Genomic DNA, 23,732 nt, shown 5'->3' on the forward strand with positions numbered 1-23,732 from the left:
AGAGCTAAATGAGTAAGCGAGAGCCGAAGGAGAGGAAAGAAGCAAGCGATTGTCACAAGTCAAGAAAGGTCTTTAGCGACGATGGTAGCCAACTTACGTTCCGCTAGAGTAGAACGTTGCCAGGCAAAAATGGATGCGATGAGCCGCATTGAGTTTTGGAAATGATAATTTAATAATGTGAACTTTCGATTGTCTAAGTATGTACATTTTTAATTTTGTGTTTATATAAATCTAAAATGATATCATCCAAAACAAAATATTGTATAAATAGAGAAGAGCAGTAAGACAGTATCTAATTGAAAATGATCTTACTGCTCTTTTATATACTTTATTGAAATACAAAAAGGAAATTAATTATTATACAATAGACAAGCTATTGCATAAGTAACACTAACTTTTATCAAAGAAGTGTTACTTTATAATTAATGATTTTATTAGAGCGTCTACATGCGGTTTTAAAGCATCATCGTCTATACCGCCAAAGCCTAATATAAATTTAGGGGTTTTCTTATAGTCTTGGTCATCATCAAAATTATAAACTTGTAATTTTAACTTTACTTTATTTGCTCTATCAAGACACTCTTGTAATGTTAATCCGTTTTTTACTGTAATTGTAAAATGCATACCTGTTTCAGCACCTTGAATATCAAGCTGCTCTTTGTAAGGCTTCAATCTATTTAAAATATAGGTTAGTTTTCTACGATAAATTCGTCTCATTTTATTTAAATGCCTTTCAAAACCACCGGAAGATATAAACGTTGCAATAAGGTTTTGCATATGAACAGGTACAGTGTTGCCTTCAATGTGATTTTGAGAATGATATTTTTTCATTATAGAATAGGGTAACACCATATATGCAACACGACAGCTAGGAAAAATAGACTTTGAAAATGTACTGATATAAATCACTTTTTCTCCTCTTGAATATAGACCTTGAATTGCTGGAATGGGTTTACCGAAATATCTAAACTCGGAATCATAATCATCTTCTATAATAAATCGTTCTTCTTTTTCTTGAGCCCATTGTATTAATTGAGTTCGCTTTTTTAAGTCCATTACATATCCAGTTGGAAATTGATGGGAAGGCGTTATATATACTATATTTTTTTGTGATTTAATAACTTCATCTACGTTTATTCCATTATCTTCAACTTCAATTTGTTCATATTCAACTTGTTTTTTATCTAAAATATTTTTGATTGGTGGATAACTAGGTTTTTCGATAATAAACGTTGAAGTATAAAGTAAATCGACTAATTGATTTACTAATTGTTCGGTAGATGAGCCAATTATAATTTGATTAGGATCACAAATTACGCCACGATTAGTAAATAAATAAAATGCCAGTTGAAACCGCAAATGTAATTCTCCTTGAAAATGTCCTCTACGTAATTGATTTAAATGATTTGTATCATAAAGATCTTTGGAATACTTTCTGAAAAGTTCTATAGGGAAATGTTTCGTATCTATTTCATCCAAATTAAAAGCATAATCATAAGCTTCATCACTCGCTTTTGGTTTATATGAATCATCATCAAAAAGAGAGGGGATAGGTTGATTGTTTAAAATTGTTAAAGATTCAATTTCGGACACAAAATATCCAGAGCGAGGTCTTGAATAAATGTAACCTTCGTCTAATAGAAGTTGATATGCATGCTCTACGGTTGTTTGGCTAATAGATAAATGTTTGCTTAATTGTCTTTTAGAATAAAATTTATCGCCTTCTTTAAATTGACCTTCAATTATTTGTTTTTTTAATTTTTCATAAAGTTGATGGTATAAAGTGTTTTTCAATTTTATAACTGACCTCCTAAATTTATCTTATTTTGTACCTTTTTAAATATCAGTTTATACATTACAATGTATTTAATCAACTTGAAAAGGGGTTTTATGTATAATGAGTAAAATTATTGGATCAGACAGAGTCAAAAGAGGTATGGCTGAAATGCAAAAAGGCGGCGTTATTATGGATGTCGTTAATGCTGAGCAAGCAAGAATTGCAGAAGAAGCTGGCGCGGTAGCAGTTATGGCATTAGAACGAGTACCTTCTGATATTAGAGCTGCTGGTGGCGTTGCACGTATGGCAAACCCTAAAATTGTAGAAGAAGTAATGAATGCTGTTTCTATTCCAGTCATGGCTAAAGCACGTATTGGTCATATCACTGAAGCAAGAGTATTAGAGGCGATGGGTGTTGACTATATTGATGAATCAGAAGTATTAACACCAGCAGATGAGGAATATCACTTAAGAAAAGATCAATTTACAGTGCCATTTGTATGTGGTTGTCGTAATTTAGGTGAAGCTGCACGAAGAATCGGTGAAGGTGCTGCTATGTTACGTACTAAAGGTGAACCAGGTACAGGTAATATTGTTGAAGCTGTAAGACATATGAGACAAGTTAATTCTGAAGTTAGTCGATTGACTGTAATGAATGATGATGAGATTATGACTTTTGCGAAAGATATCGGTGCGCCTTATGAAATTTTAAAACAAATTAAAGACAATGGTCGTTTACCGGTAGTTAACTTTGCAGCTGGTGGCGTTGCGACTCCTCAAGATGCTGCTTTAATGATGGAATTAGGTGCCGACGGTGTATTCGTTGGATCAGGTATTTTTAAATCAGAAGATCCAGAAAAATTTGCTAAAGCAATTGTTCAAGCAACAACACATTACCAAGACTATGAACTAATTGGAAGATTAGCAAGTGAACTTGGCACTGCTATGAAAGGTTTAGATATCAATCAATTATCATTAGAAGAACGTATGCAAGAGCGTGGTTGGTAAGATATGAAAATAGGTGTATTAGCATTACAAGGTGCAGTACGTGAACATATTAGACATATTGAATTAAGTGGTCATGAAGGTATTGCAGTTAAAAAAGTTGAACAATTAGAAGAAATCGAGGGCTTAATATTACCTGGTGGCGAGTCTACAACGTTACGTCGATTAATGAATTTATATGGATTTAAAGAGGCTTTACAAAATTCAACTTTACCTATGTTTGGTACATGCGCAGGATTAATAGTTCTAGCGCAAGATATAGTTGGTGAAGAAGGATACCTTAACAAGCTGAATATTACTGTACAACGAAACTCATTCGGTAGACAAGTTGACAGCTTTGAAACAGAATTAGATATTAAAGGTATCGCTACAGATATTGAAGGTGTCTTTATAAGAGCGCCACATATTGAAAAAGTAGGTCAAGGCGTAGATATCCTATGTAAGGTTAATGAGAAAATTGTAGCTGTCCAGCAAGGTAAATATTTAGGCGTATCATTCCATCCTGAATTAACAGATGACTATAGAGTAACTGATTACTTTATTAATCATATTGTAAAAAAAGCATAGCTTAATGTATGCTAAATCAACGAATTATTGATATTTATAGATTTGTTGAGAAGAAAATATCTCCTTCAAACTTAGCTTTGGAGGAGTTGTTTTTTATGTCAAAATTAAAAATGATAAAAAATAAAGATATACATAAGAAAAAAACCCTTCAAAGAGACTGAGAATAGTCAAAATTTTGAAGGGGTTAATTCGATGTTGATGTATTTGTTAAATAAAGAATCCAGCGATTGCAGCTGAAATGAAAGATACTAGTGTTGCACCGAATAATAATTTCAAACCAAAGCGGGCAACTGTATCTCCTTTTTTGTCATTAAGTGATTTAATCGCACCTGAAATAATACCAATAGAGCTAAAGTTAGCAAATGATACTAAGAATACAGATGTAACACCTTTTGCGTGTTCAGATAAATCACTAAGTTTACCAAGTGCTTGCATTGCTACAAATTCGTTAGATAATAGTTTTGTCGCCATAACTGAACCGGCTTGAACTGCATCTTGCCATGGCACACCGACTAAGAATGCAAATGGTGCAAAGACAAAACCAATTAATGTTTGGAAGTCCCAAGAAATAGCGCCACCTGAAACTGTACTAAAGATATTGCTTACAATTCCATTTAATAGAGCGATAATGGCAATGTATCCGATTAACATTGCGCCTACAATGACAGCTACTTTAAATCCATCTAAAATATATTCTCCTAGCATTTCGAAGAATGATTGTTGTCTTTCTTCAGTTTCTTCAACTAATAATTTGTCATCTTCTTCATTAACTTTATAAGGGTTAATAATTGAAGCGATGATGAAACCACCAAATAAGTTTAAGACAACAGCCGTTACAACATATTTAGGTTCAATTAAGGTAAAGTATGCACCGATAATTGAAGCAGATACAGTCGACATTGCTGAAGCTGTTAATGTGTATAAACGTTGCTTAGGTATGTATGGTAATTGTTTTTTAATTGAAATAAATACTTCAGATTGTCCCAAAATTGCTGCAGCAACTGCATTGTATGATTCTAAACGTCCCATACCATTAATTTTAGAAATTAAGAATCCTAAAACATTAATGATTAAAGGTAAAATCTTTGTGTATTGAAGGATACCGATAATCGCTGAAATAAATACGATAGGTAATAATACACTGAAGAAGAATGGTGGTTGCTTAGGATCGATATATTGAATACCACCGAATACAAAGTTAACACCATCTGCAGCTTTTAATAATAAGTAGTTAAAACCGTTTGAAATACCACCAATAACCTTGATTCCCATTGTAGTTTTAAGCAAGATAAATGCAAAGATAAGCTGAATTGCAAGTAAAATTCCTACATATTTCCAGCGAATATTTTTCCTGTCTGAGCTAAATAGAAACGCAAGTGCTAAAAAGAAGATAATTCCGATAATCCCAATTAGAATATGCATATATTTCTCATTCCTTTAGTTTTTTCTACAATCTATCATACAATAAAATGGAAGGGCTAACATCATAAATTTTTGAAAATATAAAAACAAATTAATTGAAAAAGGTCAAAATAGGTCATATAATATAGTCAAAGAAGGTCAAAAAGGGGTGATATACATGCACAATATGTCTGACATCATAGAACAATACATCAAACGTTTATTTGAAGAGTCGAATGAGGATGTCGTTGAAATTCAGAGAGCGAATATCGCGCAGCGTTTTGATTGCGTACCATCACAATTAAACTATGTAATCAAAACACGATTCACTAATGAACATGGTTATGAAATCGAAAGTAAACGTGGTGGTGGTGGTTACATCCGAATCACTAAAATTGAAAATAAAGATGCAACAGGTTATATTAATCATTTGCTTCAGTTGATTGGACCTTCTATTTCTCAACAACAAGCTTACTATATTATTGATGGGCTTTTAGATAAAATGTTAATAAATGAACGTGAAGCTAAAATGATTCAAGCAGTTATTGATAGAGAAACGCTATCAATGGATATGGTTTCTAGAGATATTATTAGAGCAAATATTTTAAAACGTTTGTTACCAGTTATAAATTATTACTAAATGAAATGAGGTGTTGAAGTGCTTTGTGAAAATTGTCAACTTAATGAAGCGGAATTAAAAGTTAAAGTTACAAGTAAAAATAAAACAGAAGAAAAAATGGTGTGTCAAACTTGTGCTGAGGGGCACCATCCGTGGAATCAAGCTAATGAACAACCTGAATATCAAGAACATCAAGATAATTTCGAAGAAGCATTTGTTGTTAAGCAAATTCTACAACATTTAGCTACGAAACATGGCATTAATTTTCAAGAAGTAGCGTTTAAAGAAGAAAAACGTTGCCCATCATGTCATATGACTTTGAAAGATATTGCACATGTTGGTAAATTTGGGTGTGCTAATTGTTATGCAACATTTAAAGATGACATCATTGATATCGTCCGCAGAGTTCAAGGTGGACAATTTGAGCACGTTGGAAAGACACCACATTCTTCACATAAAAAGATAGCTTTAAAGAGAAAAATCGAAGAAAAGAATGAATATTTGAAAAAACTTATTGAAATCCAAGATTTTGAGGAAGCAGCCATTGTTAGAGATGAAATTAAAGCACTAAAAGCTGAGAGTGAGGTGCAACATGATGACGCATAATATTCATGATAATATCAGCCAATGGATGAAAAGTAATGAAGAAACACCAATTGTTATGTCTTCTAGAATTCGGTTAGCGCGTAATTTAGAAAATCATGTGCATCCACTAATGTATGCTACTGAAAATGATGGATTTAGAGTTATAAATGAGGTACAAGATGCCTTGCCAAATTTTGAATTAATGCGTCTTGATCAAATGGATCAACAAAGTAAAATGAAAATGGTTGCAAAGCATTTGATTAGTCCTGAACTAATAAAACAACCAGCAGCCGCAGTATTAGTGAATGATGATGAATCTTTAAGTGTCATGATAAATGAAGAGGACCATATTCGTATTCAAGCTATGGGAACTGACACGACATTACAGGCTTTATATAATCAAGCTTCATCAATTGATGATGAATTAGATCGAAGCCTTGATATAAGTTATGATGAACAACTTGGTTATTTAACTACATGTCCTACCAATATAGGTACTGGTATGAGAGCAAGCGTGATGCTACATTTACCAGGTCTATCTATTATGAAAAGAATGACACGGATTGCTCAAACCATTAATCGTTTTGGATATACAATCAGAGGTATTTACGGTGAAGGTTCGCAAGTTTATGGACATACTTATCAAGTATCCAACCAACTTACACTTGGTAAATCTGAGTTAGAAATCATAGAAACATTAACAGAAGTTGTTAATCAAATCATTCATGAAGAAAAACAAATACGACAAAAGTTAGACACTTATAATCAATTAGAAACACAAGACCGTGTTTTTCGCTCGCTAGGTATTTTACAAAACTGTAGAATGATAACTATGGAAGAGGCTTCTTATAGATTAAGCGAAGTTAAACTTGGTATAGATTTAAATTACATTGAATTACAAAACTTTAAATTTAATGAATTGATGGTAGCTATACAGTCACCATTTTTATTAGATGAAGAAGATGACAAATCTGTAAAAGAAAAACGAGCAGATATACTAAGAGAACATATAAAGTAGGAGGTCATTATTTATGTTATTTGGTAGATTAACTGAACGTGCACAGCGCGTATTAGCACATGCACAAGAAGAAGCAATTCGTTTAAATCATTCAAATATAGGAACAGAACACCTATTATTGGGGTTAATGAAAGAACCTGAAGGAATTGCTGCAAAAGTATTAGAAAGTTTTAATATCACTGAAGATAAAGTAATTGAAGAAGTTGAAAAATTAATTGGACATGGTCAAGATCATGTTGGTACATTGCATTATACACCTAGAGCTAAAAAAGTTATTGAATTATCGATGGATGAAGCTAGAAAATTACATCACAATTTTGTTGGAACGGAACATATTTTATTAGGCTTGATTCGTGAAAATGAAGGTGTTGCAGCAAGAGTTTTTGCAAATCTAGATTTAAATATTACTAAAGCACGTGCACAAGTTGTGAAAGCTTTAGGAAACCCTGAAATGAGTAATAAAAATGCACAAGCTAGTAAGTCAAATAATACTCCAACTTTAGATAGTTTAGCTCGTGACTTAACAGTCATTGCCAAAGACGGTACATTAGATCCTATTATAGGACGTGATAAAGAAATTACACGTGTAATTGAAGTGTTAAGTAGACGTACGAAAAACAATCCTGTACTTATTGGAGAACCAGGTGTTGGTAAAACTGCTATTGCTGAAGGTTTAGCGCAAGCCATAGTGAATAATGAGGTGCCAGAGACATTAAAAGATAAGCGTGTTATGTCTTTAGATATGGGAACAGTAGTTGCAGGTACTAAATATCGTGGTGAATTTGAAGAGCGTCTGAAAAAGGTTATGGAAGAAATCCAACAAGCAGGTAATGTCATCCTATTTATTGATGAGTTGCATACTTTAGTTGGTGCTGGTGGTGCTGAAGGTGCTATCGATGCTTCGAATATTTTGAAACCGGCATTAGCACGTGGTGAATTACAATGTATTGGTGCTACTACATTAGATGAATATCGCAAAAATATTGAAAAAGACGCGGCTTTAGAACGTCGTTTCCAACCTGTACAAGTTGATGAACCTTCAGTAGTAGATACAGTCGCTATTTTAAAAGGATTAAGAGATCGTTACGAAGCACACCATCGTATTAATATTTCAGACGAAGCTATTGAAGCAGCTGTTAAATTAAGTAACAGATACGTTTCAGATCGTTTCTTACCAGATAAAGCAATTGATTTAATTGATGAAGCAAGTTCTAAAGTAAGACTTAAGAGTCATACGACACCTAATAATTTAAAAGAAATTGAACAAGAAATTGAAAAAGTTAAAAATGAAAAAGATGCCGCAGTACATGCTCAAGAGTTTGAAAATGCTGCTAATCTGCGTGATAAACAAACAAAACTTGAAAAGCAATATGAAGAAGCTAAAAATGAATGGAAGAACGCACAAAATGGCATGTCAACTTCATTGTCAGAAGAAGATATTGCTGAAGTCATTGCAGGATGGACAGGTATCCCATTAACTAAAATCAATGAAACAGAATCTGAAAAACTTCTTAGTCTAGAAGATACATTACATGAGAGAGTTATTGGGCAAAAAGATGCTGTTAATTCAATCAGTAAAGCGGTTAGACGTGCCCGTGCAGGGTTAAAAGATCCTAAACGACCAATTGGTAGCTTTATCTTCCTTGGACCAACTGGTGTTGGTAAAACTGAATTAGCTAGAGCTTTAGCTGAATCAATGTTCGGCGATGATGATGCGATGATCCGTGTAGACATGAGTGAATTTATGGAAAAACACGCAGTGAGCCGATTAGTTGGTGCTCCTCCAGGATATGTTGGTCATGATGATGGTGGACAATTAACTGAAAAAGTTAGACGTAAACCATATTCTGTAATTTTATTTGATGAAATTGAAAAAGCACATCCAGATGTATTTAATATTCTATTACAAGTTTTAGATGACGGACATTTGACAGATACAAAAGGACGTACAGTTGATTTCAGAAATACAATTATCATAATGACATCAAACGTTGGAGCACAAGAATTACAAGATCAACGATTTGCTGGATTCGGTGGTTCAAGTGATGGACAAGATTATGAAACAATTCGAAAAACGATGTTAAAAGAATTAAAAAATTCATTCCGTCCAGAATTTTTAAACCGTGTAGATGATATCATTGTATTCCATAAACTAACAAAAGAAGAATTAAAAGAAATTGTAACAATGATGGTTAATAAATTAACAAATCGATTATCTGAACAAAACATAAATATTATTGTTACTGATAAAGCGAAAGACAAAATCGCAGAAGAAGGATATGATCCAGAATATGGTGCAAGACCATTAATTAGAGCGATACAAAAAACTATCGAAGATAATTTAAGTGAATTAATATTAAATGGTAATCAAATTGAAGGTAAGAAAGTTACAGTAGATCATAATGGTAAAGAGTTTAAATATGACATTGCTGAACAAACTTCAGAAACTAAAACACCATCGCAAGCATAATTATAAAACAGTCCAAAACAAATTAAAGTTTTGGGCTGTTTTTTTTAGTAGCATTGAACTATAGAAATTCGTGAAAGTATCCATCAACGAAACAATCTAATAAAATAATCATCAAAGTATTGTTAAGAATTATATGAAACAAGTTAATGAGCCTACAGCGATAGCATAAAGGTATGAATTTTTATAAAGGTTTTTTGTTTGAAGATACTAGCAACTTACGTCAAAATAAAATAGGTCTATATAATATTGTGATAAATCTAGAGAAAAGAGTTTACTAAGAAATTATTAAGATTTTATCTTTGAAAGATATCGACTATCAACATGATGTAAGTTTATTTTATAATATTCATAAAAAATAAATCTGATAAAACAGTTTGCGTTAGTAGTCATGTTAAAATACAAACAAATGTAACTCACATTTAATTTGTCATAATGGGAATGTGCGTTTAAAATAGATTTGTTCAAAGGAAAGTGGAGGTGCAATTTTGGCCAAGAAAAAAGTGATTTTTGAATGTATGGCTTGTGGTTATCAATCTCCTAAATGGATGGGGAAATGTCCTAATTGTGGCGCTTGGAATCAAATGGAGGAAATTGTTGAAAAAGCAGCCAATCCTAAACATGGAGTGAAAACCAAGGAATTAGCAGGTAAAGTACAAAAATTAAATAGTATTAAACATGAAACAACGCCGAGAGTGTTAACAGATTCAGCAGAATTCAACCGTGTATTAGGTGGAGGTATTGTGAGCGGATCGTTAGTACTTATTGGTGGGGATCCAGGTATTGGTAAGTCTACGTTACTTTTACAAATTTGTGCATCGTTATCTCAAAAGAAAAAAGTACTATATATTACTGGAGAAGAATCGCTTAGTCAGACTAAATTACGTGCAGAGCGATTAGATGAAGATTCAAGTGAATTGCAAGTATTAGCTGAAACAGATCTTGAAGTTATTTATCAAACAGTAAAAGAAGAACAACCTGATTTATTAGTAGTGGATTCGATTCAAACAATATATCATCCTGAAATCAGCTCTGCGCCAGGTTCTGTTTCACAAGTTCGTGAAAGCACACAAAGTTTAATGAATATTGCTAAACAAATGAACATTGCAACTTTTATAGTGGGTCATGTAACGAAAGAAGGTCAAATTGCTGGCCCAAGATTGCTAGAACACATGGTTGATACTGTGCTTTATTTTGAAGGTGATGAACACCACGCATATCGAATTTTGCGAGCTGTTAAAAACCGTTTTGGTTCAACGAATGAAATGGGAATCTTCGAAATGAAGCAAAGTGGATTAAAAGGTGTAAATAATCCATCTGAAATGTTTTTAGAAGAACGTTCAACAAATGTTCCAGGTTCAACAATTGTTGCAACCATGGAGGGAACCAGACCACTTTTAATAGAAGTTCAAGCGCTGGTAACTCCAACGACTTTTAACAATCCGAGACGAATGGCAACAGGGATTGATCATAATCGATTAAGTTTGTTGATGGCTGTTTTGGAAAAGAAAGAAAATTATCTATTACAACAACAAGATGCTTATATCAAAGTAGCTGGCGGTGTAAAGTTAACGGAGCCAGCAGTTGATTTAAGTGTAATTGTAGCAACTGCGTCTAGTTTTAAAGATAAAGCTGTCGACGGATTAGATTGCTATATTGGAGAAGTTGGTTTAACGGGTGAGGTACGTCGTGTATCTCGGATAGAACAACGCGTGCAAGAGGCTGCAAAACTAGGTTTCAAACGTGTAATTATTCCTAAAAATAATATAGGCGGATGGACATATCCTGAAGGTATACAAGTAATAGGTGTAACTACTGTACATGAAGCATTGTCATTTGCTCTTCATTCATAAAACATCAAGAAAGGAGGACATTGTGTGAATATCGTTAAACTAATGGTTATTATTATTTACTTAATTATTGGGAGCGCATTAGGAATAATTATTATTCCTGAAATTGCAAATGATCTTGGATTACAAAACTCCAGCTTTTTAAAAAATCACTATGTAGATGGCATTATCGGTAGTATTTTTATGTTCTTAATTTTTGGTGTATTTATTAGACGAGTTACTAACGCTATAAAAGGTTTAGAACATTTTATTATGCGTAGAAGTGCTGTTGAAATACTATTCGCAACAATAGGTTTAATAATCGGATTACTTATTTCTGTTATGGTGTCGTTTATTTTAGAATCAATTGGCAACTCTATTTTTAATCATTTCATTCCTGTCATAATTACGATATTACTATGTTATTTCGGTTTCCAATTTGGCCTTAAAAAACGAGATGAAATGTTAATGTTTTTACCTGAGAATATAGCGCGTTCCATGTCACAACATACTAAAAGTGCTACGCCAAAAATTATCGACACAAGCGCAATTATTGATGGTCGTATTTTAGAAGTCATTCGTTGCGGTTTTATCGATGGCAATATTTTAATTCCACAAGGTGTTATTAATGAATTACAAATTGTTGCAGATTCAAATGACAGTGTTAAACGTGAAAAGGGTAAAAGAGGCTTAGATATTTTAAATGAATTGTATGATTTAGATTATCCTACAAAAGTCATACATCCGACTAAATCACATAGTGATATTGATACGATGTTATTAAAGCTAGCTAAACAATATCACGCAAATATTATAACGACAGACTTTAATTTGAATAAAGTTTGTCATGTACATGGTATCAAAGCATTAAATGTTAATGATTTATCAGAAGCAATCAAACCTAATGTACATCAAGGTGATCAACTGCATATTTTACTGACAAAAATGGGTAAAGAGCCTGGTCAGGCAGTAGGATATCTAGATGATGGTACGATGGTAGTTGTTGATAATGCTAAAAATCTTATTGGCAGTCATGTCAATTTAGAAGTAGTCAGCTTATTGCAAACATCTTCAGGAAGAATTGTTTTTGCTAAAAAAATCGAAGATACAGTATCATTATAAAAACTGTAGTTGACGAAAATAAAATAGATATTAAAAGGTATATGAAATGGCGAAGTTTGTAATTTGAAGTATAACTATAAATAAATGCAAAACATATCAGTTATCAAAAAATGCAAATAGTGCTAATATATCATTGAAACAAGTTCATTAAGTGTTAAATTTTAGATATTAATAAAGTTATTCTTATAGCAATCAAGACATACAAAATTAGAATCAATTTTAACGTATTTGAATAGTTAATTTGAAGTTTAATTTTACAGCACATAATATTCATTTTTAAGTCGTTGAAATGTGTATGTAGTGCAGTCTTGATTCTTAGGGATAGCTTTTTTAAAGTGTTGAAAAAACAACTACTTTCTATTTAAAATTTAAGCATATTACCCAGGGAATTATGTTATGATTAAACAATGAAATTATTTTAAGGTCATGTTAAAAAGCATTGTTTCGTTTTAACAATAAGACGAGTTACACATTTGTTATGACGGTCGAAGATAGCAAATGAACAATTTATATGAACTAACTTGAAAATTTGATATTTAATTTAGGAGTGAAAAAAATGAGCGATCGTATAAGAGTAAGATATGCACCAAGTCCAACTGGTTATCTTCATATTGGTAATGCAAGAACAGCATTATTCAATTACTTGTATGCTAAACATTATAACGGAGATTTTGTGATTCGAATTGAAGATACTGATAAAAAACGTAATTTAGAAGATGGAGAAACATCACAATTTGATAATCTTAAATGGTTAGGATTAGATTGGGATGAATCTGTAGATAAAGACAATGGCTACGGACCATATCGTCAATCTGAACGTCAACATATCTACCAACCATTAATAGATCAGTTACTAGCAGAAGATAAAGCATATAAATGCTATATGACAGAAGAAGAATTAGAAGCTGAACGTGAAGCGCAAATCGCTCGTGGTGAAATGCCTCGCTATGGTGGTCAACATGCGCATTTGACTGAAGAACAACGTCAACAATTTGAAGCAGAAGGACGCCAACCATCAATTCGTTTCCGAGTACCTCAAAACCAAACGTATTCTTTTGATGATATGGTAAAAGGGAATATTTCATTTGATTCAAATGGTATTGGTGACTGGGTTATCGTTAAAAAAGATGGCATTCCAACGTACAATTTTGCAGTAGCTATAGATGATCATTACATGGAAATTTCAGATGTTATTCGTGGTGATGATCATATTTCAAACACGCCTAAACAAATTATGATTTATGAAGCATTTGGCTGGGAGCCACCTCGTTTTGGTCATATGTCATTAATTGTTAATGAAGAACGTAAAAAGTTAAGTAAACGTGATGGGCAAATTTTACAATTTATTGAGCAATATCGTGACTTAGGTTATTTACCTGAAGCGTTATTTAATTTTATTGCGTTATTAGGTTGGTCTCCTGAAGGTGAAGAAGAAATCTTTTCTAAAGAAGAATTTATCAAAATCTTTGATGAAAAGCGTTTGTCAAAATCACCAGCATTTTTCGATAAGCAAAAATTAGCATGGGTTAATAACCAATATATGAAACAAAAAGATACTGAAACAGTATTCCAATTAGCATTACCTCATTTAATTAAAGCGAATTTGATTCCTGAGGTGCCGTCAGAAGAGGATTTATCTTGGGGACGCAAATTAATTGCGCTTTATCAAAAAGAAATGAGTTATGCCGGTGAAATTGTTCCTTTATCAGAAATGTTCTTTAAAGAAATGCCAGCTCTTGGTGAAGAAGAACAACAAGTGATCAATGGAGAGCAAGTACCAGAGTTAATGACGCACTTATTCAGTAAATTAGAAGCACTTGAACCATTTGAAGCGGCTGAAATTAAAAAGACAATTAAAGAAGTTCAAAAAGAAACAGGAATAAAAGGCAAGCAATTATTTATGCCTATTCGTGTTGCTGTAACAGGCCAAATGCATGGACCTGAATTACCAAATACAATTGAAGTACTTGGTAAAGAAAAAGTGCTAAACCGTTTAAAACAATATAAGTAATGAAATAGACAAGATCAAGGTAGTATATACTTGAATTTTATAACGTAACCACATATGATAAAGTTGTATTAACAAATTACAACAATATGAATAGAGTATTTTATATAAAACGAAGGATTAGTAATTAAATTTATACGATGCAGAGAGTGTACGGTTGCTGTGAGTACAACGTAGAAATTAATGAATGCACCTTCGTAAAATGAATTAAATATATAATGAGAGTGATGAGCATTAAGTTGGCATAGTTTCCTTGATAATTTGGAAGCGCCCGCAATATTATTAATGTTATTCGCTAAATTCAGAGTGGAACCGTGCGGAAGCGCCTCTAACAATACAATTTGTATGTTAGTGGTGCTTTTTTTGATATTTAATTTCGCAGGTACTTCAATTATGTATTTACGTAGTTCAATCATTGAGGAGGAAATGATCTTGTTAAAAAGAATGAGAGACGATATAAAAATGGTATTTGAGCAGGATCCAGCGGCACGTTCAACATTAGAAGTCATTACAACGTATGCAGGTTTACATGCAGTTTGGAGTCATTTGATTGCACATAAGTTATACAAGCAAAAAAAATATGTTGCAGCACGCGCGATATCTCAAATTTCAAGATTTTTCACAGGTATAGAAATCCATCCAGGTGCTAAAATTGGGAAGCGTCTATTTATAGATCATGGTATGGGCGTTGTAATAGGAGAAACATGTACAATTGGTGATAATGTGACAATCTATCAAGGCGTGACACTTGGTGGGACAGGGAAAGAAAGAGGGAAAAGACACCCAGATATAGGAGACAATGTTTTAATAGCAGCGGGTGCGAAAGTTTTAGGAAATATTAAAATAAATTCAAATGTAAATATTGGTGCAAATTCAGTTGTTTTACAATCAGTTCCAAGTTATTCAACGGTTGTTGGTATACCAGGACATATTGTTAAGCAAGATGGTGTTCGAGTTGGAAAAACATTTGATCATCGCCATCTACCTGATCCAATTTATGAACAAATTAAGCATTTAGAACGACAACTTGAAAAGACTAGGAATGGAGAGATTCAAGATGATTACATTATATAATACACTTACACGTCAAAAAGAAGTGTTCAAGCCAATAGAACCAGGAAAGGTAAAAATGTATGTATGTGGTCCTACGGTATATAACTACATTCATATTGGTAACGCAAGACCAGCAATTAATTATGACGTAGTGAGACGTTACTTTGAATACCAAGGATATAATGTAGAATATGTATCAAATTTTACAGATGTAGATGATAAATTAATTAAACGTTCTCAAGAATTAAATCAGTCTGTTCCCGAAATTGCAGAAAAATATATCGCTGCTTTTCATGAAGATGTCGGTGCTTTAAATGTTAGAAAAGCGACTTCAAATCCAAGGGTAATGGACCATATGGATGACATTATTCAATTTATTAAAGATTTGGTTGATCAAGGTTATGCATATGAAAGTGGTGGCGATGTTTACTTTAGAACACGTAAATTTGAAGGTTATGGTAAATTAAGTCATCAATCCATAGATGACTTAAAAGTGGGTGCTCGTATAGATGCAGGAGAGCATAAGGAAGATGCACTTGATTTTACATTGTGGAAAAAAGCGAAGTCTGGCGAGATTAGTTGGGATAGTCCATTTGGTGAAGGGAGACCAGGATGGCATATTGAATGTTCTGTAATGGCATTTCATGAGCTAGGACCTACAATTGATATACATGCGGGTGGTTCAGATTTACAATTTCCACATCATGAAAATGAAATAGCACAATCGGAAGCACATAATCATGCGCCATTTGCTAATTATTGGATGCATAATGGTTTCATTAATATTGATAATGAAAAAATGAGTAAATCACTAGGCAACTTTATTTTAGTTCACGATATTATTAAAGAAGTTGATCCAGATGTACTAAGATTCTTTATGATTAGCGTACATTATAGAAGTCCAATTAACTATAATCTAGAATTGGTTGAATCAGCACGTAGTGGACTAGAGCGTATTCGCAATAGTTATCAATTAATTGAAGAGCGCGCACAAATTGCTACTAATATTGAAAATCAACAGACATATATTGATCAAATTGATGCGATTTTAAATCGTTTTGAAACAGTTATGAATGATGATTTTAATACAGCTAATGCAATTACAGCTTGGTATGATTTAGCAAAACTTGCGAATAAATATGTACTAGAGAATACAACATCAACAGAAGTAATTGATAAATTTAAAGCAGTTTATCAAATTTTCAGCGATGTTTTAGGTGTACCGTTAAAATCTAAAAATGCAGATGAATTATTGGATGAAGATGTTGAAAAATTAATCGAAGAGCGTAATGAAGCAAGGAAAAACAAAGATTTTGCACGAGCAGATGAGATTCGAGACATGCTGAAATCACAAAACATTATATTAGAAGACACACCTCAAGGGGTTAGATTTAAACGTGGATAATCAACAAGATAATCACATTAAATTATTGAATCCATTGACCTTAGCATATATGGGAGACGCAGTCTTAGATCAATATGTACGTACGTATATCGTTTTAAAGCTTAAAAGTAAGCCTAATAAACTACATCAAATGTCTAAAAAATATGTATCTGCCAAAAGTCAGGCGCAAACGTTAGAATATTTAATGGAGCAAGAATGGTTTACAGATGAAGAAATGGATATTTTGAAGCGAGGGCGTAACGCGAAAAGTCATACTAAAGCTAAAAACACTGATGTTCAAACATATCGTAAAAGTTCAGCGATAGAAGCAGTGATAGGTTTTCTTTATTTAGAAAAAAGAGAAGAACGATTAGAGGCATTATTAAATAAAATAATAACAATAGTAAACGAAAGGTAGTGACAATGTGGAAGATACGGTTATTGTTGGTAGGCATGCTGTTAGAGAAGCGATTATTACTGGGCATCCGATAAATAAGATATTGATTCAAGAAGGTATTAAAAAGCAACAAATTAATGAAATTTTAAAAAATGCAAAAGATCAAAAAATCATTGTTCAAACTGTACCAAAATCTAAATTAGATTTTTTAGCAAATGCACCACATCAGGGTGTTGCAGCGCTTATTGCACCATATGAATATGCTGACTTCGATCAATTTTTAAAACAGCAAAAAGAAAAAGAAGGTTTATCGACAGTACTTATATTAGACGGCTTAGAAGACCCGAATAACTTGGGATCAATTTTAAGAACAGCAGATGCGACGGGAGTTGATGGTGTTATTATTCCTAAACGTCGTTCAGTTACACTAACGCAAACAGTTGCAAAAGCCTCAACAGGTGCAATTGAACATGTACCAGTTATTCGAGTGACAAATTTAGCTAAAACTATCGATGAACTAAAAGATAATGGCTTTTGGGTAGCTGGCACTGAAGCTAATAATGCAACGGATTATAGAAATCTTGAAGCGGACATGTCATTGGCTATTGTAATTGGCAGCGAAGGACAGGGTATGAGTCGCCTAGTAAGTGATAAATGCGATTTTTATATTAAGATTCCAATGGTTGGACATGTAAACAGTTTGAATGCTTCGGTTGCAGCAAGTTTAATGATGTACGAAGTATTTCGAAAAAGACATGATGTTGGAGAAATATAATGAAAGAACGTTACTTAATCATTGATGGATACAATATGATAGGACAATCACCAACGCTAAGCGCCATTGCAAAAGAGAATTTAGAAGAAGCTAGAATGCAATTAATAGATGCAATTGCAAATTATAATGCTGTTATTTCAGATGAAATTATTTGTGTTTTCGATGCTTATGACCAATCGGGTGTTGAAAGAGAATACATGTATCATGGTGTTAAAACGATTTTTACCAAGGAAAAAGAAACAGCTGATAGTTTCATAGAACGTTATGTCTATGAACTTTATGACAAGCACACTAAGCATATTACAGTTGTAACAAGTGATATGAGTGAGCAACATGCTATCTTTGGATCAGGTGCATATAGAATATCATCTCGCGAAATGTGGAGAGATTTAAAAGAAAATGAAATTGATGTGAGTAAATCATTAGATGATATAAGTGAAAACAAGCCAAGAACTCGAATTCCGTTATCTTCTGAAATCCTTGCAGAATTTGAAAAAATACGAAGAGGACATCATAAGAAATGACATTTCCTTCATCTTGAAATTTTGAATGTAACAATATTAAACTAACCTTAAATTTTAGATAGAAGGGGTTAGTTTAATACTTGAAATATGATTTGACAACTCAAGACAGTACAATCAAACGTAACAATGCAATAAATGATAAAGACTTCGAAAAGTTAGTAATGGATCTACAACCATTAATTATTCGACGCATCAAAACATTTGGATTTAATCATTATGATTTAGAAGACTTATATCAAGAAATACTTATACGGATGTATAGGTCGGTCCAAACATTTGATTTTAGTGGAGACTAGCCTTTCACAAATTATGTTCAATGTTTAATTACGTCTGTAAAGTATGATTATTTGAGAAAATATTTAGCTACAAATAAAAGAATGGATAATTTGATTAATGAATATAGAGTTACGTATCCATGTGCAATAAAGCGTTATGATGTTGAAAACAATTATTTGAATAAATTAGCAATTAAAGAGTTGATTCGTCAGTTTAAGTATTTGAGTGCATTTGAAAAAGATGTCATGTATTTAATGTGCGAACAATATAAGCCGAGAGAAATTGCTCAACTGATGCATGTAAAAGAGAAAGTGATTTATAATGCCATACAACGATGTAAAAATAAAATAAAACGTTATTTCAAAATGATTTGAAAAGCGCCTTAGGACGTGAATTGAATTAGAACGTGTTACTTCTTGATGGTTTGACATTTGTTATAAATTTTATGTATAGTATACTGGTATTATAATGAATAAAGGTGAATTATTGTGAGGAAAATACCTTTAAATTGTGAAGCTTGTGGCAATAGAAATTATAATGTTCCTAAGCAAGAAGGCTCGGCAACAAGATTAACCTTAAAGAAATATTGTCCAAAATGTAACGCGCACACAATTCATAAAGAATCGAAATAAATACATTCGAAATAATACTTTGATAATATGTTCAAAGGATTTGGAGGTTGAGCAAATGGCTAAAAAAGAAAGTTTCTTTAAAGGCGTTAAGTCTGAAATGGAAAAAACAAGTTGGCCGACGAAAGAAGAGCTATTTAAATATACTGTAATTGTAGTTTCTACTGTTATATTCTTCTTAGTCTTTTTCTATGCCTTAGATTTAGGAATTACAGCATTGAAAAATTTATTATTTGGTTAGAGGAGTGAAGACATGTCTGAAGAAGTTGGCGCAAAGCGTTGGTATGCAGTGCATACATATTCTGGATATGAAAATAAAGTTAAAAAGAATTTAGAAAAAAGAGTAGAATCTATGAATATGACTGAACAAATCTTTAGAGTAGTCATACCGGAAGAAGAAGAAACTCAAGTTAAAGATGGTAAAGCTAAAACAACCGTTAAAAAAACATTCCCTGGATATGTTTTAGTGGAATTAATCATGACAGATGAATCATGGTATGTGGTAAGAAATACACCAGGCGTTACTGGTTTTGTAGGTTCTGCAGGTGCAGGGTCTAAGCCAAATCCGTTGTTACCAGAAGAAGTTCGCTTCATCTTAAAACAAATGGGTCTTAAAGAAAAGACTATCGATGTTGAACTCGAAGTTGGCGAGCAAGTTCGTATTAAATCAGGTCCATTTGCGAATCAAGTTGGTGAAGTTCAAGAAATTGAAACAGATAAGTTTAAGCTAACAGTATTAGTAGATATGTTTGGCCGAGAAACACCAGTAGAAGTTGAATTCGATCAAATAGAAAAGCTTTAATTAACAATTAAAGTTATTAAACTAACCAAAAGATAAAAAAGAGTATTGATTTTTTAATTAGAAAAGTGTTAAAATTATGTGGTCGCGCTTTTAGAGCGCCCATTTCGTCACGAAATGTTAAGAGTGGGAGGGCAAAACTGAGCCCTGTGACCACATCACGATATCAAGGAGGTGCACATCGTGGCTAAAAAAGTAGATAAAGTTGTTAAATTACAAATTCCTGCAGGTAAAGCGAATCCAGCACCACCAGTTGGTCCAGCATTAGGTCAAGCAGGTGTGAACATCATGGGATTCTGTAAAGAGTTCAATGCACGTACTCAAGATCAAGCAGGTTTAATTATTCCGGTAGAAATCAGTGTTTATGAAGATCGTTCATTTACATTTATTACAAAAACTCCACCGGCTCCAGTATTACTTAAAAAAGCAGCTGGTATTGAAAAAGGTTCAGGTGAACCAAACAAAACTAAAGTTGCTACAGTAACTAAAGATCAAGTACGCGAAATTGCTAACAGCAAAATGCAAGACTTAAACGCTGCTGACGAAGAAGCAGCTATGCGTATTATCGAAGGTACTGCACGTAGTATGGGTATCGTTGTAGAATAATTTTACGAATATTAAATTTGATTACATGATTTAAACGATGAAGCAGATAACAGAGATAATAATGATGAATTATAAATATAATCTGAATGACTAGATTAATGATTGATTTATTCATAAGATTAATTCTTCTGTTGTCTGCTCTTAACTTGCATCTAGCAAGTAATGTGGGAGGAAATTCCGCTAAAACCACTAAAGGAGGAACTATAAATGGCTAAAAAAGGTAAAAAGTATCAAGAAGCAGCTAGTAAAGTTGACCGTACTCAGCACTACAGTGTTGAAGAAGCAATTAAATTAGCTAAAGAAACAAGCATTGCTAACTTTGACGCTTCTGTTGAAGTTGCATTCCGTTTAGGAATTGATACACGTAAAAATGACCAACAAATCCGTGGTGCAGTTGTATTACCAAACGGAACTGGTAAATCACAAAGTGTATTAGTATTCGCTAAAGGTGACAAAATTGCTGAAGCTGAAGCAGCAGGTGCTGACTATGTAGGTGAAGCAGAATACGTTCAAAAAATCCAACAAGGTTGGTTCGACTTCGATGTAGTAGTTGCTACACCAGACATGATGGGTGAAGTTGGTAAATTAGGTCGTGTATTAGGACCAAAAGGTTTAATGCCAAACCCTAAAACTGGAACTGTAACAATGGATGTTAAAAAAGCTGTTGAAGAAATCAAAGCTGGTAAAGTAGAATACCGCGCTGAAAAAGCTGGTATCGTACATGCATCAATTGGTAAAGTTTCATTTACTGATGAACAATTAATTGAAAACTTCAATACTTTACAAGATGTATTAGCTAAAGCTAAACCATCATCTGCTAAAGGTACATACTTCAAATCTGTTGCTGTAACTACAACAATGGGTCCTGGAGTTAAAATTGATACTGCAAGTTTCAAATAATAAATGATATAAACAATTACAGGCTGAAAGAAATATCTTTCAGTCTGTAAAAATATATTGACAATAAGTAATTTCCAAGTTATATTACTTATTGTGATTATTTTACCTAAGACAGTAGGAGTTATTTATAACTTAAAATTTATCCTGCCGAGGCTAAAATTGACTTGAACGTGATGATCTATGATCTTTCAAGCACTTTTTGCCGTGGGTAGAAAGTGCTTTTTTTATTAATTTTAAAAAAAGCACCAAAAATTTAAATGGAGGTGTCTGAATGTCTGCTATCATTGAAGCTAAAAAACAACTAGTTGATGAAATTGCTGAGGTACTATCAAATTCAGTTTCAACAGTAATCGTTGACTACCGTGGATTAACAGTAGCTGAAGTTACTGACTTACGTTCACAATTACGTGAAGCTGGTGTTGAGTATAAAGTATACAAAAACACTATGGTACGTCGTGCAGCTGAAAAAGCTGGTATCGAAGGCTTAGATGAATTCTTAACAGGTCCTACTGCTATTGCAACTTCAAGTGAAGATGCTGTAGCTGCAGCGAAAGTAATTTCTGGATTTGCTAAAGATCATGAAGCATTAGAAATTAAATCAGGCGTTATGGAAGGCAATGTTATTACAGCAGAAGAAGTTAAAACTGTTGGTTCATTACCTTCACACGATGGTCTTGTATCTATGCTTTTATCAGTATTACAAGCTCCTGTACGCAACTTCGCTTATGCGGTTAAAGCTATTGGAGAACAAAAAGAAGAAAACGCTGAATAATTTTTAGCGTAAAAAAATTAAAAATAATGGAGGAATTATAAAATGGCTAATCATGAACAAATCATTGAAGCGATTAAAGAAATGTCAGTATTAGAATTAAACGACTTAGTAAAAGCAATTGAAGAAGAATTTGGTGTAACTGCAGCTGCTCCAGTAGCAGTAGCAGGTGCAGCTGGTGGCGCTGATGCTGCAGCAGAAAAAACTGAATTTGACGTTGAGTTAACTTCAGCTGGTTCATCTAAAATCAAAGTTGTTAAAGCTGTTAAAGAAGCAACTGGTTTAGGATTAAAAGACGCTAAAGAATTAGTAGACGGAGCTCCTAAAGTAATCAAAGAAGCTTTACCTAAAGAAGAAGCTGAAAAACTTAAAGAACAATTAGAAGAAGTTGGAGCTACTGTAGAATTAAAATAATTCAAGTATCTTAAACTTAATAATCAAAGTTTTATAGCAAGCATTGCTATAATATAATGATTCTTTGAGAAGTTAAAACCCCGTTATTTTGATAACGGGGTTTTATTCATTTAAAGACTGAGTGAAATGTTATAATTATAATGACGAGTTACAAAGTGAAGATGAGGTGGAATAATGAGTCATTATTATGATGAAGATCCAAGTGTAATTAGCAATGAACAACGTATTCAATATCAATTAAAGCATCATAAAATTGATTTAATAACTGATAACGGAGTGTTTTCGAAAGATAAAGTAGATTATGGTTCAGATGTTCTTGTTCAAACTTTTTTAAAAACGCATCCACCTGGTCCAAGTAAGCGAATTGCCGATGTTGGTTGTGGTTACGGACCAATTGGTTTGATGATTGCTAAAGTATCACCACATCATTCAATTACAATGCTAGATGTTAATAACAGAGCGATAGCCTTAGTTGAAAAAAACCAAAAATTAAACGGTATTGATAATGTGATCGTAAAGGAAAGTGATGCTTTGTCTGCTGTGGAAGACAAAAGTTTTGATTTTATTTTAACCAATCCACCAATAAGAGCAGGGAAAGAAACCGTGCATCGTATATTCGAGCAAGCATTACATAGATTAGACTCGAACGGTGAACTATTCGTTGTAATTCAGAAGAAGCAAGGTATGCCATCTGCAAAGAAAAGAATGAATGAACTTTTTGGAAATGTAGAAGTGGTAAATAAAGATAAAGGATATTACATTCTGAGAAGTATAAAAGCTTGAAATGAAATGGATATTCTGTTATAGT

At 33.0% G+C, this 23,732-nt stretch carries 24 protein-coding genes, 1 pseudogene and 1 other annotated feature; of the genes and pseudogenes, 23 read left to right on the forward strand and 2 right to left on the reverse strand.

Features of this window, described 5'->3' with window-relative positions:
• Positions 1–411: 411 nt before the first annotated feature.
• The gene (pdxR, locus tag IDG45_RS11060; protein ID WP_000799253.1) at positions 412–1,794 is read right to left on the reverse strand and encodes a MocR-like pyridoxine biosynthesis transcription factor PdxR; all 1,383 of its coding nucleotides are present in this window, start codon (positions 1,792–1,794) and stop codon (positions 412–414) included.
• A 103-nt stretch (positions 1,795–1,897) separates the two neighbouring features.
• Between pdxR and pdxS the strand changes: the two genes are divergently transcribed.
• Together pdxS and pdxT are read left to right on the forward strand one after the other, a co-directional pair.
• Positions 1,898–2,785 carry a pyridoxal 5'-phosphate synthase lyase subunit PdxS gene (gene pdxS, locus IDG45_RS11065; protein WP_000034728.1) on the forward strand — a complete coding sequence of 296 codons (888 nt, stop codon included), beginning with the start codon at positions 1,898–1,900 and terminating at the stop codon, positions 2,783–2,785.
• 3 nt (positions 2,786–2,788) lie between these two features.
• Positions 2,789–3,349 (forward strand): pyridoxal 5'-phosphate synthase glutaminase subunit PdxT, encoded by a 561-nt coding sequence (gene pdxT, locus IDG45_RS11070; protein WP_000690439.1) that lies wholly within the window; start codon positions 2,789–2,791, stop codon positions 3,347–3,349.
• A gap of 207 nt (positions 3,350–3,556) precedes the next feature.
• Here pdxT and IDG45_RS11075 read toward each other — a convergent pair whose 3' ends face one another.
• Complete coding sequence (locus IDG45_RS11075) at positions 3,557–4,771, reverse strand: NupC/NupG family nucleoside CNT transporter (RefSeq protein WP_000547794.1); 1,215 nt, start codon at positions 4,769–4,771, stop codon at positions 3,557–3,559.
• A gap of 157 nt (positions 4,772–4,928) precedes the next feature.
• Here IDG45_RS11075 and IDG45_RS11080 point away from each other — a divergent pair, with 157 nt between their 5' ends.
• From IDG45_RS11080 to IDG45_RS11180, 21 genes and pseudogenes are all read left to right on the forward strand, one after another.
• A complete protein-coding gene (locus IDG45_RS11080; protein ID WP_000551762.1) occupies positions 4,929–5,390 on the forward strand; it encodes a CtsR family transcriptional regulator in 462 nt (153 codons plus the stop codon).
• 18 nt (positions 5,391–5,408) lie between these two features.
• Positions 5,409–5,975 carry a UvrB/UvrC motif-containing protein gene (locus IDG45_RS11085; protein ID WP_000882069.1) on the forward strand — a complete coding sequence of 189 codons (567 nt, stop codon included), beginning with the start codon at positions 5,409–5,411 and terminating at the stop codon, positions 5,973–5,975.
• Positions 5,965–6,972, forward strand: coding sequence for a protein arginine kinase (locus tag IDG45_RS11090; protein WP_000149503.1), 1,008 nt, complete (start codon positions 5,965–5,967; stop codon positions 6,970–6,972). The genes IDG45_RS11085 and IDG45_RS11090 overlap by 11 nt, the downstream gene beginning before the upstream one ends.
• Before the next feature lie 13 nt (positions 6,973–6,985).
• On the forward strand, positions 6,986–9,442 hold the full coding sequence (locus IDG45_RS11095) for an ATP-dependent Clp protease ATP-binding subunit (protein ID WP_031927689.1): 2,457 nt from the start codon (positions 6,986–6,988) through the stop codon (positions 9,440–9,442).
• A gap of 485 nt (positions 9,443–9,927) precedes the next feature.
• Positions 9,928–11,292, forward strand: coding sequence for a DNA repair protein RadA (radA, locus tag IDG45_RS11100; RefSeq protein ID WP_001085219.1), 1,365 nt, complete (start codon positions 9,928–9,930; stop codon positions 11,290–11,292).
• A gap of 24 nt (positions 11,293–11,316) precedes the next feature.
• A complete protein-coding gene (locus IDG45_RS11105; protein ID WP_001028373.1) occupies positions 11,317–12,390 on the forward strand; it encodes a PIN/TRAM domain-containing protein in 1,074 nt (357 codons plus the stop codon).
• Positions 12,391–12,946: 556 nt separating this feature from the next.
• The gene (gltX, locus tag IDG45_RS11110; protein ID WP_001283787.1) at positions 12,947–14,401 is read left to right on the forward strand and encodes a glutamate--tRNA ligase; all 1,455 of its coding nucleotides are present in this window, start codon (positions 12,947–12,949) and stop codon (positions 14,399–14,401) included.
• Positions 14,402–14,824: 423 nt separating this feature from the next.
• Positions 14,825–15,472: a serine O-acetyltransferase gene (gene cysE / locus IDG45_RS11115; RefSeq protein ID WP_072358111.1), complete on the forward strand. Its 648-nt coding sequence runs from the start codon at positions 14,825–14,827 to the stop codon at positions 15,470–15,472.
• Complete coding sequence (gene cysS, locus IDG45_RS11120; protein WP_000631972.1) at positions 15,456–16,856, forward strand: cysteine--tRNA ligase; 1,401 nt, start codon at positions 15,456–15,458, stop codon at positions 16,854–16,856. Before cysE ends, cysS begins: the two co-directional genes overlap by 17 nt.
• On the forward strand, positions 16,849–17,253 hold the full coding sequence (locus IDG45_RS11125) for a Mini-ribonuclease 3 (RefSeq protein WP_000370182.1): 405 nt from the start codon (positions 16,849–16,851) through the stop codon (positions 17,251–17,253). The genes cysS and IDG45_RS11125 overlap by 8 nt, the downstream gene beginning before the upstream one ends.
• Positions 17,254–17,260: 7 nt before the next feature.
• Positions 17,261–18,007 carry a 23S rRNA (guanosine(2251)-2'-O)-methyltransferase RlmB gene (gene rlmB / locus IDG45_RS11130; RefSeq protein WP_206171628.1) on the forward strand — a complete coding sequence of 249 codons (747 nt, stop codon included), beginning with the start codon at positions 17,261–17,263 and terminating at the stop codon, positions 18,005–18,007.
• A complete protein-coding gene (locus tag IDG45_RS11135; protein ID WP_000664738.1) occupies positions 18,007–18,531 on the forward strand; it encodes an NYN domain-containing protein in 525 nt (174 codons plus the stop codon). Before rlmB ends, IDG45_RS11135 begins: the two co-directional genes overlap by 1 nt.
• 80 nt (positions 18,532–18,611) lie before the next feature.
• Positions 18,612–19,181: pseudogene (locus tag IDG45_RS11140) on the forward strand (sigma-70 family RNA polymerase sigma factor).
• A 114-nt stretch (positions 19,182–19,295) separates the two neighbouring features.
• Positions 19,296–19,439, forward strand: coding sequence for a 50S ribosomal protein L33 (rpmG, locus tag IDG45_RS11145; RefSeq protein ID WP_001788193.1), 144 nt, complete (start codon positions 19,296–19,298; stop codon positions 19,437–19,439).
• A gap of 55 nt (positions 19,440–19,494) precedes the next feature.
• Positions 19,495–19,677 (forward strand): preprotein translocase subunit SecE, encoded by a 183-nt coding sequence (secE, locus tag IDG45_RS11150; RefSeq protein ID WP_001074473.1) that lies wholly within the window; start codon positions 19,495–19,497, stop codon positions 19,675–19,677.
• 12 nt (positions 19,678–19,689) lie between these two features.
• Positions 19,690–20,238: a transcription termination/antitermination protein NusG gene (gene nusG, locus IDG45_RS11155; protein ID WP_001288302.1), complete on the forward strand. Its 549-nt coding sequence runs from the start codon at positions 19,690–19,692 to the stop codon at positions 20,236–20,238.
• A gap of 180 nt (positions 20,239–20,418) precedes the next feature.
• On the forward strand, positions 20,419–20,841 hold the full coding sequence (gene rplK, locus IDG45_RS11160) for a 50S ribosomal protein L11 (RefSeq protein WP_001085792.1): 423 nt from the start codon (positions 20,419–20,421) through the stop codon (positions 20,839–20,841).
• A 207-nt stretch (positions 20,842–21,048) separates the two neighbouring features.
• On the forward strand, positions 21,049–21,741 hold the full coding sequence (gene rplA / locus IDG45_RS11165) for a 50S ribosomal protein L1 (protein ID WP_001074619.1): 693 nt from the start codon (positions 21,049–21,051) through the stop codon (positions 21,739–21,741).
• An 87-nt stretch (positions 21,742–21,828) separates the two neighbouring features.
• Positions 21,829–21,975: a sequence feature (ribosomal protein L10 leader region), on the forward strand.
• Positions 21,976–22,012: 37 nt separating this feature from the next.
• The gene (rplJ, locus tag IDG45_RS11170; protein ID WP_001273085.1) at positions 22,013–22,513 is read left to right on the forward strand and encodes a 50S ribosomal protein L10; all 501 of its coding nucleotides are present in this window, start codon (positions 22,013–22,015) and stop codon (positions 22,511–22,513) included.
• 42 nt (positions 22,514–22,555) lie between these two features.
• Positions 22,556–22,924 carry a 50S ribosomal protein L7/L12 gene (gene rplL / locus IDG45_RS11175; protein ID WP_001273586.1) on the forward strand — a complete coding sequence of 123 codons (369 nt, stop codon included), beginning with the start codon at positions 22,556–22,558 and terminating at the stop codon, positions 22,922–22,924.
• 174 nt (positions 22,925–23,098) lie between these two features.
• Positions 23,099–23,707, forward strand: coding sequence for a class I SAM-dependent methyltransferase (locus IDG45_RS11180; RefSeq protein WP_000020298.1), 609 nt, complete (start codon positions 23,099–23,101; stop codon positions 23,705–23,707).
• The last annotated feature ends 25 nt before the right edge of the window (positions 23,708–23,732 follow it).

The organism is Staphylococcus sp. EG-SA-10 (genome assembly GCF_017151945.1).
In the GTDB taxonomy this organism is placed as follows: domain Bacteria; phylum Bacillota; class Bacilli; order Staphylococcales; family Staphylococcaceae; genus Staphylococcus; species Staphylococcus aureus.